Annotated in this window: 15 protein-coding genes; 10 read left to right on the top strand and 5 right to left on the bottom strand. The window is 61.1% G+C overall.

Annotation, left to right across the window (positions count from 1 at the left end; genetic code table 11):
* Positions 1 to 3: 3 nt before the first annotated feature.
* The 4 genes from ACG74X_RS15075 to ACG74X_RS15060 all read right to left on the bottom strand — a co-directional run bounded on the left by ACG74X_RS15075 (position 4) and on the right by ACG74X_RS15060 (position 4,578).
* Complete coding sequence (locus tag ACG74X_RS15075; RefSeq protein ID WP_411235900.1) at positions 4 to 1,017, bottom strand: ABC transporter permease; 1,014 nt, start codon at positions 1,015 to 1,017, stop codon at positions 4 to 6.
* A gap of 7 nt (positions 1,018 to 1,024) precedes the next feature.
* On the bottom strand, positions 1,025 to 2,026 hold the full coding sequence (locus tag ACG74X_RS15070; RefSeq protein WP_411235899.1) for an ABC transporter permease: 1,002 nt from the start codon (positions 2,024 to 2,026) through the stop codon (positions 1,025 to 1,027).
* Entirely contained in the window at positions 2,023 to 3,519 is a 1,497-nt protein-coding gene (locus tag ACG74X_RS15065) for a sugar ABC transporter ATP-binding protein (protein WP_411235897.1), read from the bottom strand. The genes ACG74X_RS15070 and ACG74X_RS15065 overlap by 4 nt, the downstream gene beginning before the upstream one ends.
* A 69-nt stretch (positions 3,520 to 3,588) precedes the next feature.
* Entirely contained in the window at positions 3,589 to 4,578 is a 990-nt protein-coding gene (locus tag ACG74X_RS15060) for an autoinducer 2 ABC transporter substrate-binding protein (protein ID WP_411235896.1), read from the bottom strand.
* Positions 4,579 to 4,804: 226 nt separating this feature from the next.
* Here ACG74X_RS15060 and ACG74X_RS15055 point away from each other — a divergent pair, with 226 nt between their 5' ends.
* Genes ACG74X_RS15055 through ACG74X_RS15030 form a run of 6 tightly spaced genes read left to right on the top strand, consistent with a single transcriptional unit; the run spans position 4,805 to position 11,398 of the window.
* Complete coding sequence (locus ACG74X_RS15055; protein ID WP_411235895.1) at positions 4,805 to 5,779, top strand: sugar-binding transcriptional regulator; 975 nt, start codon at positions 4,805 to 4,807, stop codon at positions 5,777 to 5,779.
* A gap of 35 nt (positions 5,780 to 5,814) precedes the next feature.
* The gene (locus tag ACG74X_RS15050; protein ID WP_411235894.1) at positions 5,815 to 6,627 is read left to right on the top strand and encodes a sugar phosphate isomerase/epimerase family protein; all 813 of its coding nucleotides are present in this window, start codon (positions 5,815 to 5,817) and stop codon (positions 6,625 to 6,627) included.
* Between the two features lie 15 nt (positions 6,628 to 6,642).
* Entirely contained in the window at positions 6,643 to 7,656 is a 1,014-nt protein-coding gene (locus ACG74X_RS15045; RefSeq protein ID WP_411235892.1) for a thiamine pyrophosphate-dependent dehydrogenase E1 component subunit alpha, read from the top strand.
* 5 nt (positions 7,657 to 7,661) lie between these two features.
* Entirely contained in the window at positions 7,662 to 8,645 is a 984-nt protein-coding gene (locus ACG74X_RS15040; RefSeq protein WP_411235890.1) for an alpha-ketoacid dehydrogenase subunit beta, read from the top strand.
* Positions 8,642 to 9,880: an acetoin dehydrogenase dihydrolipoyllysine-residue acetyltransferase subunit gene (locus ACG74X_RS15035; protein WP_411235889.1), complete on the top strand. Its 1,239-nt coding sequence runs from the start codon at positions 8,642 to 8,644 to the stop codon at positions 9,878 to 9,880. The genes ACG74X_RS15040 and ACG74X_RS15035 overlap by 4 nt, the downstream gene beginning before the upstream one ends.
* Before the next feature lie 21 nt (positions 9,881 to 9,901).
* On the top strand, positions 9,902 to 11,398 hold the full coding sequence (locus ACG74X_RS15030) for an FGGY-family carbohydrate kinase (RefSeq protein WP_411235888.1): 1,497 nt from the start codon (positions 9,902 to 9,904) through the stop codon (positions 11,396 to 11,398).
* A 37-nt stretch (positions 11,399 to 11,435) separates the two neighbouring features.
* On the opposite strand, the gene ACG74X_RS15025 is transcribed toward ACG74X_RS15030, so the two are convergent.
* Complete coding sequence (locus ACG74X_RS15025; RefSeq protein ID WP_411235886.1) at positions 11,436 to 12,245, bottom strand: IclR family transcriptional regulator; 810 nt, start codon at positions 12,243 to 12,245, stop codon at positions 11,436 to 11,438.
* 123 nt (positions 12,246 to 12,368) lie between these two features.
* On the opposite strand from ACG74X_RS15025, the gene ACG74X_RS15020 reads away from it, so the two are divergent.
* The 4 genes from ACG74X_RS15020 to ACG74X_RS15005 all read left to right on the top strand — a co-directional run bounded on the left by ACG74X_RS15020 (position 12,369) and on the right by ACG74X_RS15005 (position 17,452).
* On the top strand, positions 12,369 to 13,916 hold the full coding sequence (locus ACG74X_RS15020; protein WP_411235884.1) for a M81 family metallopeptidase: 1,548 nt from the start codon (positions 12,369 to 12,371) through the stop codon (positions 13,914 to 13,916).
* A gap of 35 nt (positions 13,917 to 13,951) precedes the next feature.
* Positions 13,952 to 15,562, top strand: a complete 1,611-nt coding sequence (locus ACG74X_RS15015) for an ABC transporter substrate-binding protein (protein WP_411235882.1) — start codon at positions 13,952 to 13,954, stop codon at positions 15,560 to 15,562.
* Between the two features lie 61 nt (positions 15,563 to 15,623).
* Complete coding sequence (locus ACG74X_RS15010) at positions 15,624 to 16,565, top strand: ABC transporter permease (RefSeq protein ID WP_411235880.1); 942 nt, start codon at positions 15,624 to 15,626, stop codon at positions 16,563 to 16,565.
* A complete protein-coding gene (locus ACG74X_RS15005) occupies positions 16,565 to 17,452 on the top strand; it encodes an ABC transporter permease (RefSeq protein WP_411235879.1) in 888 nt (295 codons plus the stop codon). Before ACG74X_RS15010 ends, ACG74X_RS15005 begins: the two co-directional genes overlap by 1 nt.
* The last annotated feature ends 1 nt before the right edge of the window (position 17,453 follow it).

Genomic DNA, 17,453 nt, shown 5'->3' with positions numbered 1-17,453 from the left:
GTGTTATTTCGGTGTTTTGGCAAAGCTGCCGCGCAGGGCGGTGACGGCATGGGTGTTGATGACCATGACCAGGATCAGCAGAATTCCCCAGATCAGCTCTCTGGCAAAATTGGACACCTGCAGCATGTTCAACCCGCTGGACAGAAACTGCATCGACAGCACAGCCAGCACAACACCGATCACCCGCCCATATCCGCCATAGGGATTGACCCCGCCCAGCACCGCGATCAGCACGGCCAAGAGCAGATAGGATGATCCGTAATCCGCCTTGGCGGAATTGGCGCGGCTCATGATGATGAGGCCCGCCACCGACGAAAACATCCCCGCGATAACATAGACCTTCAGCAACATGCGGTTGATGTCGATCGCCGCGTAGAGCGCCGCCAGCGGGTTTGCCCCGTACATCGTCACCCGCAAACCAAAGGCGGTGCGCGTCAGGATCAGATGCAGCACGATCGCCAGGACCGCGAACAGGATCAATGGCACCGGAATACCAAGGATCTGCGAATTCCCGATCAGGGCAACGGTATCGGGAAAGCCCATAACCGCGCTGCCGCCGGTCATCGCGATGGCAAGCCCGGTAAAGACCAGCCCCGACCCCAGAGTGGCCAGAATGGGGGGCAGGCCGAAAAAGGCCACCAGAGCCCCGTTCAAAAGCCCGGCCAACGCGCCGATGCACAGCGCTGCCGCCATGGCAAAGATCAACCAGATCGCGGATTGCGACGCTGGCATCGACGGGTCAGAGAACTGGGTCAGGATCACCGCAGCCACGACCGCCGAAAGGTTGGCGACACCCACCACCGACAGGTCAATCCCGCCGGTCATCATTGTGACAGTCATCGCAAGCGCCAGGATCGCGAATTCGGGAAACTGAAACGCCATCGAGGTCAGGTTCTGCGCCGACAGGAAGCGGTCCGGCGACAGGGCCGACATCAGGCCAAACACAAGAACGGCAATCACCAAAAGCCGGAATTCCGGGCTTGAGGTGATGTCTTTGGGATGTGCGTGTGGTGTCATAGTCATGTTATCCTGCGGCAGCAGCAGCCCGCTTGGCACGGTAGGCGGGAACGCCTGTGCCAAGCAGGATCAACAGGCCAATGGTGACCGATTGCCAGGTTGTGGGAATACCCACGACGATCAGGCTGTTTTGAACAATCACGATCAGCGCCACGCCCAGCAACGTCCCGGTCAGCGTGCCATACCCGCCGATCAGCCGCGCTCCGCCAAGCACAACCGCTGCGATCACCGAAAGCTCTAGCCCGACAAGCGAAAACGGATCGGCCATGCGGCCCACCGACCCATGGATGATACCCGCCAGCCCGGCCAATGCGCCGACATAGACATACACGAAGAACTGCGTCCAGGTGACGTTGATTCCGATCCGCCGCGCGCTTTCAACCGATCCGCCAATGGCATAGATCGACCGGCCCAGCATGGTTTTCTTGAGGATGAACCAGGTCAGTATGATGACAAACAAAAGCGCCAGCGCCGCCCAGGGGATGGAATAGAAATTCCCGGCTTCGGTCGTGCCGCGCGCCAGCACCCCGCGCGAAAAATCCCGCATTGCAGGTGGCAGGTCTGAAATCCGCTGTGATCCGACAAAGGTCAGCAGGAACCCGCGAAAGATCGACAAGGTGCCCAGCGTGACGATCAGTGTCGGCAGGCCCAGAAAGGCGATGAAAAAGCCGTTGATTGCGCCCAGACAGGCCCCAAAGGCCACTGACACCGCAAAGATGATCGGCCAGGGGGCCTCGGGCCAGATATTCAGAAATAGTACGGTTGATGCGTACATGGCAAAGACGGCTATGGCGGTAAAACTGACGTCAATCCCGCCAGAGACCAGCACCAGCATCGCCCCGACGGCAAGGATGCCGATCACGATCGACGCGCGCAGCAGGTCCGAGACCGTGGTGATGGTGAAAAAGCGCGGGTCCGACAGGGTTGCAACCACGCAGAACAACAAGATCACCGCCGCGACCAGCGTTTCGTTGCGCGTCCAGAAATCCTTGGGCAGCCATCCGGTCATGATGCAAGCCTGTGTGCCAGATCGTCTTCGGTGACGCTTGCGCCGTCCAACGTGTCGATGATACGGCCATCGCGCATCACCAGAATACGGTGACAGGTGGTCAACAGCTCTGGCAGGTCATCCGAGATCACGATGATGCCAATACCCTGGCCCGCCAGATCACGGATGATGTCGTGAATATCGGCTTTCGATCCGACATCGACCCCAACGCTGGGACCATTCAGGATCAGCACACGGGGCGCGCGCGACAGCCAGCGCGCCAGCGCGACACGTTGTTGATTGCCCCCCGAAAGCGATTGCACCGGGGCGGTGACATCCGGTGCCTTGACCTTGAGCCGCCCAAGCCATTCCGTGGCTTCCGCCGTGAGCGTGGTCATGTTGACAAAACCGCCCGCCGCATGGGCATCAAGCCGCCCGACGGCGACATTGCGCAAAATGGACTGGCTTAGAAACAACCCTTCGGTGAGCCGGTCTTCGGGTACATAGCCGATGCGCGCCAGGGCGGCGGCCTGTGGATCGCCAAGGCGCACCGCGTCGCCATCGACCGCGATGCGGCCCTGATCCGGCGTGACAAGCCCGAACAACGCTTTCGCAACCGACGTGCGCCCACTGCCCAAAAGGCCGGTGATGCCCAGGACTTCACCGGATTTGAGATCAAAATTTATGTCCGAGAATGCTCCGTTTTTCGTCAGACGCTGCACTGTCATCAACGTATCAGCCCCGGCCGGGATCGTGCTGGGCGGCACTTCGGGAACGTCGCGGCCGGTCATGTGATAGGTCAGCGATTGCGTGTCAAAATCGGAGGCAGGCCCTTCGGCCACCTTTTTGCCGTTGCGCAGCACCACGACCTTTTCCGACACATCCAACACTTCGGCCAGTTTGTGGCTGACAAAGATCACGGCGACGCCGTCGTCCTTGAGCATGCGAATAATGCCCTGAAGGCGGCGCACCTCTTTTTCGGTCAGCGCGGTGGTGGGCTCGTCCATGATGATCAATTGGGCGTCAGAGGCCAGGGCCCGGCAAATGGCGACCAGCTGTTTCTGGGCCACGGGAAGCGTTTCGACACGCGCATCAAGATCAATCTGAACCCCGATCCGATCAAGCGCCTTGCGGGCGATGGCGCGGGTGGCGCGGCGTTGAAAGAACCGTTCGTGTTTTGCAAGCTGGGTTGCAAAGGCGATATTTTCGGCAACACTCAGGTTCGGAAAAAGAGAGAAATCCTGAAAAATCACCATTATCCCGGCAGCCGCCGATATGCGCGGGTTCAAAGACGGGTGGTCCTGTCCGGCAATCCGCACAAGTCCTTCGGTTGCGGGTTCCACACCCGATATGATCTTGATCAACGTGGACTTGCCCGACCCGTTTTCCCCGGCAAGGCACACCGCCTCGCCGGGCATGACCGTAAAATCAACCGAGTCAAGCGCAGTGACGCCTGCATATCGCTTGGTGATCGCGCGCAGTTCAATGAACGCGGTGTCCTGGTCTGAAGACATCAACAACCAACTTGAGACTTGTGGTTTCGACAAAGGCAAGGCAGCCGAGGCCGCCCTGCCCCAAAGGGATCAGAACGGATAATCGGCCATGTTGTCCGCGTCGACATTCACCCAAGCCTGACCGTAAATCACCTTGCCATCAAGCGAGATGTTCTCGTATCCGGGCAAGCCCAGATCCATCCCATCGGTGACGGTTTCGCCATTCATCACCATGACGGCCAGCTTGTTCATGGCTTCACCCGCGACAGCAGGATCCCAGAACCCGATCCCGTCAACAGCGCCGGTTTCAAGATACTGACCGGCAATCGACGGCAGAGACGTGCCAAAAACACAGGTGTCATCTTCCATGCCGCGCTCTTCGATGGCGCGCCCGATACCTGCGACATCCGTTGATGCGGACCCCTGCATGCCTTTGATATTGGGAAAGGCGCGCAGGACTTCCTGTGTTTTGGTATAAGCCTGTTCGGCATCGTCGAAAGTTTCGTTCTTGTCACCGACCAAAGTCATGTTGGGATAGTTGGCCTCTTGATGCGCAATCGCGCCATCGACCCATTGATTGTGGGTCTGCGATGTCAGCGAACCAACAAACACCGTGTATTCGCCTTCACCGCCCATGCAGGTGGCCAGCTGTTCCATCAGGTTCGCGCCGAAATCCTCGTTGACAAAGGCTTCCAGATCATAGGTTGTGTTTTCCTGTGCCGCGGCCTCGTGGGTGATCACGGCAATACCCGCCTCCATCGCGCGGCCCAGCACCGGCTCAAGCGCCTCGGGTGACATCGGAACAACGGCAAGAGCATCGACGCCCTGTGCGATCATGTCCTCGATCAGCGCGACCTGTTGCTGCGGATCGGCTTGTGCGGGGCCCACCTGAAACGCGTTCATGCCAGTTTCTTCGGCAAATTTATTGACGCCTTCTTCCATGCGGTTGAACCACTGGATGCCCGCGATTTTGACCACGGTGGCGATGTTTTTCGAATGGCTGTCTGCGGCGGCCGACGTGCCGATCAAAGCGGCGGATGCCAATGCAGCGCTGGCCAGTAATGTGCTTTTGGTCTTCATCTTTTTCCTCCCATTGCCCACTTGTGCGGGTCATTTCCCGATGCGCTGGACGTGTTGGTCGCCCGTGCCGCAACATGGTTTCCGCCACCCCTGGCATAGGGTCTGATCCTCTGCCGCGCGGCGCGTTGAAACACTTGTGCATTGACTGCACAATTGTGACTATATAAGCAGTCAACCGCAGGTCAAGCCGTTTTGTCGCAGACCTCTGAAAGGAGCTGATTGCGTCATGCAGATGCCCAAACGCCAGACCGATGACACGGTCGCGCAAGCCGCCTGGCTGTATTATGTTGGCAATCTGAGCCAGCAAGAGGTCAGCACGCAGCTTGGCGTGTCGCGATTCAAGGTTCTGCGCATGTTGGCGGATGCGCGCGAGCAGGGTCTGGTGCGCATCACGGTCGAACATCGCACCGCGCGCGCGCTGGCGCTGGCGGATCGGCTGGTCACAACATTCGGGCTGACCGAGGCGCAGGTTGCCCCGGTCGGAGAGAGCAACACCGATGACACCCTGGCCCGGAACGCGGTTGCGATACTGGCCAGCGGGTATCTTGCCCGCATCGCCGCCTCTGAAACCCCTGTCACAGTTGGTCTGGGCTGGGGACGGACATTGTCTGCGATGGCCGACAACGTGACGGGCGTGCGCAACAGCGCGTTGACGTTTGTGTCGCTGATGGGGTCGGTGACCTATGCGTCGCACACGGCCCCCGGCGATGTCTGCGTTCGCCTGGCGGCGCAAACCGGCGGGCGGGCGATCCTGCTGCCTGCGCCTTTCGTGACCGACAGCGCCGCCGCCTGCGACGGCATCATGGCACAACGGCTGGTCAGAGAGGCGATGGGCGTGGCGCGCAGCGCGGATCATGCCTTCATGAGCGTGGGCGAATGTCGCGAAGGTTCGATCCTGTTCCAGAGCGATATTTTCAGCGCCGACCAGATCCAGCAACTGCGCGATGCGGATGTGGTGGGCGATTGCTGCGGTGTTTTCTACCGCGCCGATGGAACCGTTGCCGATATTGAACTGAACCGCAGCACACCCTGTGTGCAACCCGCCGACATGACCCGGATGGACACCGTGCTGCTGGCCGGTGGATTGGGCAAACGGGCGGCCACGCTGGCGGTTCTGCGGGCCGGGTTCGTCAAGAAATTACTGGTTGATGAAGGGCTGGCGGTCGCGCTGCTGGCCGAGGCGGAAAAACAGGGGAAGTGATGCAGGGTTTCGGTGTTCATACAAGCATGTGGACCATGTCATGGGACAAGGCGGGCTGCGAAAAAGCGGTGGCGAAGGCGCGGTCTTATGGCATGGATTTTCTTGAAATCGCACTGCTCGATCCGCCAAGCGTGGATGCCGCGCATAGCCGCAAGGTGCTTGAGGCCGCCGACATGCGCGCGGTGTGTTCGCTGGGTCTGCCCAAGGCGGTCTGGCCTTCGCACAATCCCGATGGTGCGGTTGATTTCCTGACCGTAGCACTTGACCAATGTGCGGCCATCGGGGCCGAAGCACTGTCCGGGGTTGTCTATGGCGGCATTGGCGAACGCTCGGGGCAGCCGCCGACGCAGACCGAACTGGACAATGTCGCCGATGCGCTGACGCGCGCCGCACGACATGCCAGAACTTTGGGGCTTCTTTTCGGGATCGAACCGGTCAATCGCTATGAGACGCATCTGCTCAACACAGCGGAACAAAGCGTCAGTATGCTTAACCGGATTGGTGCCGAGAACATGTTTGTTCATCTTGATACCTATCACATGAATATCGAGGAAAAGGGCATCGCCCAGGGCATCATCACCGCCCGCGACCACCTGCGCTATATTCATCTGTCGGAATCCGATCGCGGCACGCCGGGGGCGGGCACCATTCAGTGGGACGAAATCTTTGCAGTGCTGCGGGCGATTGAATTCACCGGTGGGCTGGCGATGGAAAGCTTTATCAACATGCCCCCCGAAATCGCCGTAGGCCTGTCGGTCTGGCGGCCTGTGGCGTCGGGAGAGGCAGAGGTCATGGAAAACGGATTGCCGTTTCTGCGCAACAAGGCGCGGCAATACGGCTTGATCTGACAGGGATGACAAAACATGAAAAATACCACATTGCCACAGCTCTATCAGGACATGCGCCGCGTTCGCACGTTCGAGGAACGGGTCGGAGAGCTGTTCGTGCGGGGCCAATCGGCGGGGTCGATGCTGCATCTGTCGATTGGCGAGGAAAGTGCGGCGGTGGGCGTCTGTGCCGGTATGCGCGACGGTGACACCTTTACCACGCATCACCGCGGACACGGTATCTTTTTGGCCCGCGGTGCCGATCCGAACAGAATGATGGCGGAAATCGCGGGCAAAGAAGAGGGATATTGTCACGGCAAGGGCGGATCAATGCACATCGCGGATATGGGTCTGGGCCATCTTGGCGCAAATGCCATTGTCGGCGGCGGGATACCGGCGGTTGTCGGGGCCGGATTGTCGGCCCGTCACCAGCAAAGCAACGCCGTTTCGGTGGCGTTTTTTGGCGACGGGGCGACCGGGCAGGGCATTCTGTACGAAAGCATGAACATGGCCGCCCTCTGGTCTTTGCCGGTCATGTTTGTGTGCATCAACAACCAGTATGGTATGGGCACCCGGATTGATCAGGCCACCGCCAACCCGAACCTGCACGAACGCGCGGCGGCGTTCGGGCTTGCGGCGCGCACCGTTGACGGGCTTGAGGTCGAAGACGTGGTCGAGGCCGCATCCGACCTGATGGAGGGCGCGCGCGCCGGGCAACCTGCGTTCCTGGCGGTCGATTGCTACCGGTTCTTCGGCCATGCAAGAAAGGACAAATCCCCCTATCGCGCCGAGGCCGAGGAAGACGCGGGCCGCCAGAAAGACCCGGTGCTCAAGGCGCGGGACAAGCTTCTGTCCAGCGGTCTGATGTCGAAAGACGAGATCACCGCGCTGGACGACACAATCGCCAAAGAGATGGACGCCGCAATCGACTACGCCGTGGCCGGGCAAGAGCCGCAGCTGCCGTCGATGTTCCGCGATGTCTATGCCCCGTCAGAGCCGGAACCGGAACCGGTTCAGACCCGTCTTGACCGTGTTCTGGCGCAGGAGTGACCCCAATGGCGATGCAGGAAACCACCTATCGTGATGCCCTGAGACTGGCGCTGAACGACGCGATGTCGGGCGATGACAGTGTCATTATTTTGGGCGAAGAGGTTGGCCGCTATGGCGGTGCCTATGGTGTGACCAAGGATCTTATCACCGAATTCGGGGCTGAACGGGTCATCGACACGCCGATCTCGGAGGCGGCCATTGTCGGCGCCGCGGTCGGGGCCGCGATGACCGGCCTGCGCCCGGTGGCCGAGTTGATGTATGTCGATTTCATCGGCATGACGATGGACCAGCTGGCCAATCAGGCGGCCAAGATCCGCTATATGTTCGGTGGTCAGATTGGTGTTCCAATGGTGCTGCGCACTCAGGGGGGGACGGGCCGGTCCGCTGGCGCACAGCACAGTCAAAGCCTTGAAGCCTATGTGATGCACACACCCGGCTTGCGGCTTGCCATGCCTGCCACGGTGGAAGACGCTTATCATCTGTTGCGCCAGTCGCTGCAACAGCCCGACCCGGTGGTCTTTATCGAACACAAGGGGCTTTACACGATGAAGGGGCAGGTCGATCCCGATGCCGAACCCGCCGGTTGGGGTAAGGCCAGGGTGCTGCGCGATGGCACGGATCTGGTGATTGTGACCTATTCCCGGCAAGTCCATCACGCGCTGGCGGCGGCAAAGGATCTTGAGGACACACACGGGATCTCGGCGTCCGTGGTTGATCTGCGCACGCTGAATCCGCTGGATTTCGACACGATCCGCCCGCTTGTCGAAGCGTCCGGGCGTGCGATGGTTGTGTCAGAAGGCGTGATGACCTGCGGTGTGGCGGCAGAGCTGTCGGCGCGCATCACCGAGGAATGTTTCGACTATCTTGAAGAACCGGTCATCCGGGTCGCGGGCGAAGACATACCGATCTCGGTCTCGCCCCTGCTAGAGCAGAATTCGGTGCCCACCCCGGATTTGATCACCCGAACTGCGCGGACCATGCTGTCATGAGCACGCTCACACGCCTGACCCTGCCGATGCCCCGCCTGGGCGAGACGATGGAGGAAGGAACCATCGCCGAATGGCTGGTGCAGCTCGGTCAAAGCTTTGCGCGGGGCGACCCGCTGATCGAGGTCGAGACCGATAAAACGATGGTGGAATACCCTGCCCTGGGCAGCGGGACCCTGACCAAAATGCTGGTTGCCCCCGGCGACATTGTCAAGGTTGGCACGCCAATTGCAGTGATTGAAACGACCGACAGCTGGGACGGGATCGACGCCGCGTCTGATCCGGTGCCAGAGGCAGATCCTCCGCAAGCGACCGAGGCTGTGCCCGAGGTCTCGCGCGGGGCGGCCCCAAATCCACCCGGTGATGCCAGCCGTCCACGCGCTACCCCTCTGGCGCGACGTCTTGCGAAACGCAACCGCGTGTCGCTTGAGCAGGTGAACGGCAGCGGGCGACGGGGGCGGATCGAAGCTGATGATGTGCGGGCGCTGATCGGTGACACGCCGCACCCAGCGCCTGCTGTGGATCGGTCCGTGCCGGTCGATACGCCGGTCTTTTGCGTGCATGGGTTTGCCGGGCTTGGATCAAACTGGGCCAGCCTGCGCGCTGCCTTGCAGCGTCTGGGGCTCACTTCAAGCGCACCTGATCTGCCCGGACACGGGCGCAACCCTGCTGACGCGATAGATGTGACAAGCCTGATCGACTGGCTGATCGGGCAGTTGCGCCATTACCCACGGCCTGTGCATCTTGTCGGCCATTCGCTGGGCGCGCATGTGGCGCTCAAAGCAGCATTGCACGATCCCGCGCGCGTGTCGCGCCTGACCATACTGGCCCCGGCAGGCTGCGGGCCAGAGATAAACGGGGCTTTTATCTCTGGCATGGCCGCCGCACCGAATATTGGAGAGTTGGCGCATCTGATGCGGTTGCTGGGTCGCAAGGCGGCACAGCTTGATACAGCGGCCTTGTCCGGCCTGTCACTGGATCTTATGGGCCAACGCCTGAGCACGCTGGCCGCCGACGCCGCACGCGGCGATGTGCAACGCATCGACAGTATCGAACCGCTTCGGGCGCTGTCCGAGCAGATCCCGGTGCGGGCGCTTTTTGGGCTGTCCGACACGATCATCCCCCGCGCACATGCGTTTCACTTGCCGCCACGTGTGGCCTGTCACATGCTGGACACCGGGCATATGCCGCATTGGGATGCGACCGAAGATGTCGCACGGATCATCGCAGCGACCTGAGGCAATCAAGAACAGGAGATTGTGAATTTGACCTTTTTTCTGGCAGCCGATGGCGGCACTGAAAGCCTCAGAGCGCGGATTTACGATCTTGACGGTGTGTGCCTGGCCTCGCATGCCGAACCATACGATACCCGGTTTTCGCCCGGCGCACGGGCCGAGCAAAACCCCGACGATTGGTGGAACAGTCTGTGCAAGGCAACGCGCGCCTGTCTGACCGAAGCGGGCATCGCGGGCGATCAGATCGACGCGATGGCCTATGCCACCACCTGTTGTTCGGTGGTCGCCCTCGACGCATCCGGCACACCGCTGCGACCGGCGCTGCTTTGGATGGATGTGCGCGCCGACCAAGAGGCCAAAGCGGTCCTTGCCACCGGCGACCCACGATTGCGCCTGAACTCGGACGGGGCAGGGCCGGTATCTGCGGAATGGATGATCCCCAAGGCGCTGTGGATCAAACGGAACGAGCCCGAGATCTATGACGCGGCAACGACAATCTGTGAATATCAGGATTACCTGACCCTGCGCCTGACCGGCGAGCGCTGTGCCTCTTTGAACAATGTCGGTCTGCGCTGGCATTACGCGAACCGCGAGGGCGGCTGGGCCGAAAGCCTGGTCGCGGCGTTGGGCATGGCGGATCTTGTGCATAAATGGCCTGCGCGGGTTGCCGCCCCCGGCGAGGTGGTCGGGCCATTGACGCCACAGGCGGCCAATGACCTTGGGCTGACGACGCGGACAAAACTTGTGCAGGGCGGGGCCGATGCGCTGATTGGCATGATCGGGCTTGGCGTGTCGCAACCTGGTCAGCTGTGCCTGATCACCGGATCGTCCCACCTGCAATTCGGCGTGACCGAACGACCGTTTCACGCGCCCGGAATGTGGGGGGCCTATGCCGATATCGTCTATCCGGATCGGTATATCATCGAAGGCGGCCAAACCTCGACCGGATCGATCCTCAACTGGTTGCGCCGGTTCGTCGGCGGGCATCTTGATTTTGACGACATGAACCGCAAAGCCGCCCAGCTTGCTCCGGGGGCCGACGGCCTGATTGTCCAAGATCACTTTCAGGGCAACCGGACACCCTATACCGATGCGCTGTCACGCGGGGCGATCACGGGGCTGACGCTGGCGCATGAGCCGCATCACGTTTTCCGTGCCATCATGGAAGGCATTGCCATGGGCACCCGCACAATCCTCGACGCCTTTGCCAAGGGCGGCTATGAGGGCCGCGAAATGGTTGCCGGGGGTGGGGCCACGAATTCGGACCTGTTCATGCAAATCCACGCCGATACCGCAGGTCTGCCAGTGCGTATTCCCGCGTCCAGTGATGGCCCCACGCTGGGATCAGCGATCCTTGCCGCGCATGGGGCGGGGCATTTTGAAACCATTGATGACGGCATTGCCGCAATGGTCAAACCCGGCCGCGTGATCGAGCCGAACCCGGCTGCCGTCGCCGCCTATGATGACATCTACGCCCGCTACTACGCGCTTTACCCCGCGCTTAAACAGGCATTGGCCTAGCGCGCCTGCCCGCAAGCCGGAGATCGCGGGCACATCGCTAGAGGCTGACAATGACTTCGCGAGCAGCGGCAGTGGCAAGCGGGGCCACGTGTTGAATAAAGCTGTCCGGCGTCCATTCCGACAGCGACCCCGCAACATGGATCGCGCCAAGCGGCTCTCCGCTGTCTTGTGTGATCGCCACGCCCAAGGCGATCTCGCCTTGCGCAAACTCTCCGATCACAATGGCAAACCCATCCCTTTGGGCCTCTTTCAGACTGTCCATGATATCATCGACATCGGTCCGGGTGTCACGGGTGTAGCTGGGCAGCGGCGATGGTCCCAAATGCGCGCGGGCGTCCTCTTCTGGCATAACCGCCAGGATGGCACGTCCCCCCGCGGTGCAATAAAGCGGCACACTGTGCCCGACCAGCGTGGCGTAAAACGTCTCTCGCTTGCTTTGCATACGCAGGGCATAGACCAGCCGATTGGCGTGAAACAGGCTCAGATCAACACGTTCCCGCACCGCTTTGCGCAATTCGAGCAGAACCGGCGTTGCCTTTTGGATGACCGGGTCAAGCCGCAGCACATCAAGCGTATGATCCAACAGGCGAATTCCGGGCAAATACCCCTGATCATCGGCGCTGCGCCGCAAATGGCCCGATAGCATCAATGTATGAACAATGCGCTGCGCCGATGACCGGTCAATGGCCGCTTTTTTCGCAATCTCCGAAAGGCTCAAGGGGCCATGAGCGGCATGAAATGCGCTGAGCACGCGCACGGCCTTGGCTGCGGATTTAACGAATAAGCGATCGGACTCTGCCTCGTATTCAAGCGGGTCTGGCGGGTTCGCACGAAAACTTTGGGACATGGGCCGCTCCGGTATTGACGCAGGGGCAAATCTGCCACTACGATCGTGTAGCAATATAGATGTATTGCACAGCGATATACAATACCAAGAATGGCTGCGTCGCGTTAAGGGTGGGAGATATATATGAAAGTCGCCTTTGCTGGCTTTCTTCATGAAACCAACACCTTTGCCCCGTCCAAAGCGGGGCAGGACGCGTTTCGTCTGGGCGGCGGATACATTCCGATGACCCAGGGTCCGGCGATGATCGACGCGGCCAAAGACGTCAATCTGGGAATCAGTGGCGCATTGGACACCGCAGCCCGATTGGGCTGGTCGATTGAACCGATCCTATGGGCCGGGGCCATTCCGTCTGCCCATGTCACGCAATCCGCATATGATGCGATCACTGATGACATCCTTGCCCATATCACAAATGCGGGCGCGTTGGACGGTGTCTTTCTGGACCTGCACGGCGCGATGGTGGCCGAGCATCTGGACGACGGCGAAGGTCAGCTGTTGCGCCGGGTGCGCGCGGTTGTTGGCCCGGATGTGCCGATGGTCGCCGCGCTTGATCTGCACGGCAACATATCCCGTGATATGGTCGAGGCGGCCGATATTCTTGTGGGCTTTCGGACCTATCCGCATGTCGACATGGCCCAGACCGGCACACGCGCCGCGCATCTGCTGAATGATATGATGCGTTCTGGGCGGCGACCGGCCAAGGCGTTTCGACAAATGTCCTATCTCGTACCGATCCCGTTCCAGTGCACAGATCATGCCCCGGCCCAAGACCTGTATGCCGAACTTGACCGGATCGAGGCAGAGGGCGTCACCTCGGCGTCGCTTTTCATGGGGTTCCCGGCGGCTGACATCCCCGATTGCGGCCCCGCCGCGCTGGCCTATGCGCCCACACAGGATCAGGCAGATCGCGCCGCAGACCGTATTGCGGCCAGCTATGCCGCGGCAGAACCTGCCTTTCGCGGACCCACATACGCACCCGACGCCGCGATTGCCCGCGCCTGCGCGGTGGCGGGCACAGGCCCGGTGGTGATCGCCGACACCCAGGACAACCCCGGCGCGGGCGGAGTGTCCGCAACCACAGGACTGTTGCGCGCGCTGTTGACCGCCAAGGCAGAAAACGCAGCGATTGGCCTGATCGTCGATCCCCACGCCGCATCGCGCGCCCATGCGCTGGGGCAGGGCCAAAGCGCGTTGTTTCGCATCGGCGGGCATGAGGGTTTGCCCGATGATATCCCGATTGAAGCGCAGGCCCTGGTCGAAACGCTCTCGGATGGAAAGATCGACGCAACGGGCCCCTATTACGGCGGCACGCGCCTTGATCTTGGGCTTTCAGCCTGTCTGCGGATTGGCGGTGTGCGCGTTGTTATAACCAGTCGGATCGCCCAGATGGCAGATCGCGAGATGTTCCGCTTTGTCGGCATCACCCCCGAGGACATGGACCTGCTGGTGGTCAAAAGCTCGACCCATTTCCGCGCCGATTTCGCGCCCATTGCCCGCGATATCCTGATTGCCTGCGCGCCCGGTCCAATGCCGCTTGATCCGGCGGACCTGCCGTTTACACGGCTGCGCGCGGGGATGCGCCTGTCTCCGAACGGGCCGGACTTTCCGATTGCGTCCCACAATGGGGCGGATACCGATCGCGGCACAACACCTTGCGCCGCTGTCCAATAAACAAAAACGTAACCTCAACCAACATGGAAGACGATATGCTCAATTTAAGATCGGCCCTCAAAGGCACCCGCAACCTGGCCGCGGCGCTGCTGACCAGCTCTGCGCTGCTGGCTCCCGGCGCGCTGGCCGCGCAAGAGGACGAAGTGACCCTGACCGCAGTGATGCATTCGGGTCTGCGTGTTCTGGACCCGGTGATCACCACCGCGCATATTACCCGCAACCACGGCTATATGATTTATGACGTCCTGACGGCGGTTGACGAAAACTTTACGCCGCAGCCGCAGATGGCCTCTTGGGAGGTGTCCGAGGACGGAACCGTCTACACCTTTACCTTGCGCGACGGGCTGATGTTCCATGACGGCGCACCGGTGACGGGCGAAGATGTGGTTGCATCTCTCAATCGTTGGGGTCAGCGCGATTCCGGCGGGCAGTTGATCTTTGACGTGACCGAAAGCCTTGAGGCGACCGATGACAAGACCGTGGTCTGGACATTGACCGAACCGTTCGCGCCGCTGCTTGATGTGATCTCCAAACAATCCGCCGTGCCGCCCTTCATCATGCCCGCGCGCGTCGCGGCGACCTCTGCGGATGAAACCATCACCGAATACATCGGCTCGGGCCCATTCGTGTTCAACAACGACGAATACGAACCCGGCGTGTCGGTAACCTATGAAAAGTTTGACGATTACGTCCCGCGCGAGGAAGAGGCCTCGTGGATGGCGGGCGGCAAGACTGTCAATGTGGACCGTGTGGTCTGGACGACCATGCCTGATGCCCTGACCGCCGTGAACGCCTTGGCAGCGGGCGAAATCGACTATCTCGAACAGGTCCAGATCGACCTGCTGCCGATCCTTGAGACCACGCCAGAGGTGAATGTCGAGGTCCGGGACCAACTGGGGTATGTGACCATTGGGCGGCCCAATCACCTGCACCCGCCCTTCGACAACAAGCTGGTGCGTCAGGCGGCGATGGCTGCGCTTGATCAGGAATCCATGTTGCAAACGATGCAGGGCGATCCGGCCTATTACAATGTCTGCGGCGCGATCTTTGGCTGCGCCACGCCGCTTGGCGACGAGGCCGGTTCCGACATCGTGACCGAAGGGGCCAATATCGAACGCGCGCGGGAGCTTCTTGAAGAGGCCGGGTATGACGGCACGCCGGTCGTCCTGATGGCACCGACCGACGTTGTCGCTCTGATCAACCAGCCCGTTGTGGCCGCTCAGGCGCTGCGCGAGGCCGGGTTCGAAGTCGACATGCAGTCGATGGATTGGCAATCGGTTGTGCAACGCCGCGCACAGCAAAGCCCGCCCGCCGAAGGGGGCTGGAACATCTTCTTCACCAACTGGATGGTGCCCGAGGTGTCCGACCCCTTGATCAACGTGATGGTAAACGGGCGCGGAGATGACGCCTGGTTCGGCTGGCCGAACGATCCCGAGATCGAAGAACTGCGCAGCGCCTTTGTCGCGGCCGACAGCGCCGAGGCGCAAAAAGAGGTCGCCGTGCAGATCCAGGAACACGTGATGGACAACGTCAACTACATCATGATGGGCGAATACCTGATCCCGCAGGCCCGCCGCAGCAACATCGAGAACATGATCCCGTCACCCGTGCCGGTGTTCTGGAACGTGACCAAGTCGGACGGCTGATCCGGCCTTGGGGGCGTGCCGGCCTGGCGCGCCCCATTCCTGCCCCTGGGACATTTATCTGATGCTCGTCTATATCCTCAAACGCGTGCTGGCCACGATCCCGGTCATGCTGATCGTTGCGGTCTTCGTCTTTTTGCTCTTGCGGCTAACACCGGGCGATCCGGCGGCGATCCTGGCGGGCGACGCGGCGACCCCGGCCCAGCTTGAACGCATCCGCGACCGCCTTGGTTTGAACGATCCGCTTCTGACACAGTTTTTCACCTGGATCGGGCAATTGCTGCGCGGCGATCTGGGGGTTTCGCTTTTGTCCAACACCTCGGTTGCGGGGATGATCGGCGACCGGCTTGGCCCGACGATCAATATCGCGCTGATGACCATCGTGATCTCTGTGGTGCTTGCTGTACCGATGGGGGTGATTGCGGCCTGGAGGCACCGGACCTGGGTGGATTTTCTCGTCATGTCCTTCTCGGTGCTGGGCTTTTCCGTGCCGGTCTTTGTCATCGGCTATATCCTGATCCAGATCTTCGCGATCGAGCTGCGCTGGGTGCCGGTGCAGGGCTATGCTGATCCGTCCGACGGGTTCGGCGCGTTTTTCAGCCGCGCGATCCTGCCATCGCTGACGCTGGCCACGATCTATATCGCGCTGATTGCGCGGATGACGCGGGCGTCGATGCTCGAAGTGCTGGGCGAGGATTATATCCGCACCGCCCGCGCCAAGGGCGTGCGCGAAAACGTCGTGCTGTTCCGCCATGCGCTGCGCAATGCCGCCGTGCCGATCCTGACGATCATCGGCACCGGCTTTGCCCTGCTGATCTCGGGCGTCGTGGTCACGGAATCGGTGTTCAACATTCCGGGCATCGGGCGATTGACCGTCGATGCCATCCTCGCGCGCGACTATCCGGTGATCCAGGCCATGATCCTGCTGACAGCGGGCATCTATGTGGTGGTGAACCTCATTGTTGACGTCTCGTATTCGTTCTTCGACCCAAGGATTCGCTACTGATGACCGAGGTTCCCCAATCCCGCCACAGCGCCTTTCAGGTGCTGACCGGCCTCTTTTCCTTGCCTGCAGGCGCGCGGGTCGGCATCGGGCCGATGATCGCTGCGGTGATCCTGCTGGTCATTGTGCTGGCCTCGATCTTTGCTCCGCTTTACGTGCCCTATGATCCGCTGGCGATGAATTCCGCCGCACGGCTCAAACCGCCATCGGATGAATTTCTGCTGGGCACCGACCAGTTCGGGCGCGACACGTTCAGCCGCGTCATGATGGGCGGCCGCATTTCGCTGCTGATCGGCATCGGGGCCGCGCTGGTGTCGGTGGCGATTGGTCTGATTATTGGGCTGGTCGCCGGGTTCTTTCGCGCCGCCGATGGGATCATCATGCGGATCATGGACAGCCTCATGGCGATCCCCGCGATCCTGCTGGCCATCGCGCTGGTGGCGCTCAACGGGCCGAGCCTTGGGTCGGTGATCATTGCGATCACCATTCCCGAAGTGCCGCGCGTGGTGCGTCTGGTGCGCTCTGTCGTGCTTTCGGCGCGCGAAGAGCCGTATGTCGAGGCCGCCATCGCGCTGGGATCGTCCATGCCAAAAATCCTGATACAGCACCTGATGCCCAACACCTTTGCGCCGCTCATTGTGCAGGGCACCTATATCTGCGCCTCTGCCATCCTGATCGAAGCGCTGCTGTCCTTCCTTGGCGCGGGTGTGTCCACTGAAATTCCGACGTGGGGCAACATCATGGCCGAGGGGCGGACCTATTTCCAGATCAAGCCCGGGCTGATCTTCTGGCCCGGTCTGATGCTGTCGCTGTGCATTCTGGCGATCAACCTGCTGGGCGACACCGCGCGCGACATGCTTGATCCGCGTCTGAAAAAGCGGGAGGCGTAAG

The organism is Marivita sp. S0852 (assembly GCF_046591575.1).
Classification (GTDB): Bacteria; Pseudomonadota; Alphaproteobacteria; order Rhodobacterales; family Rhodobacteraceae; genus Marivita.
This window is presented reverse-complemented; position numbering and strand designations above follow the sequence as displayed.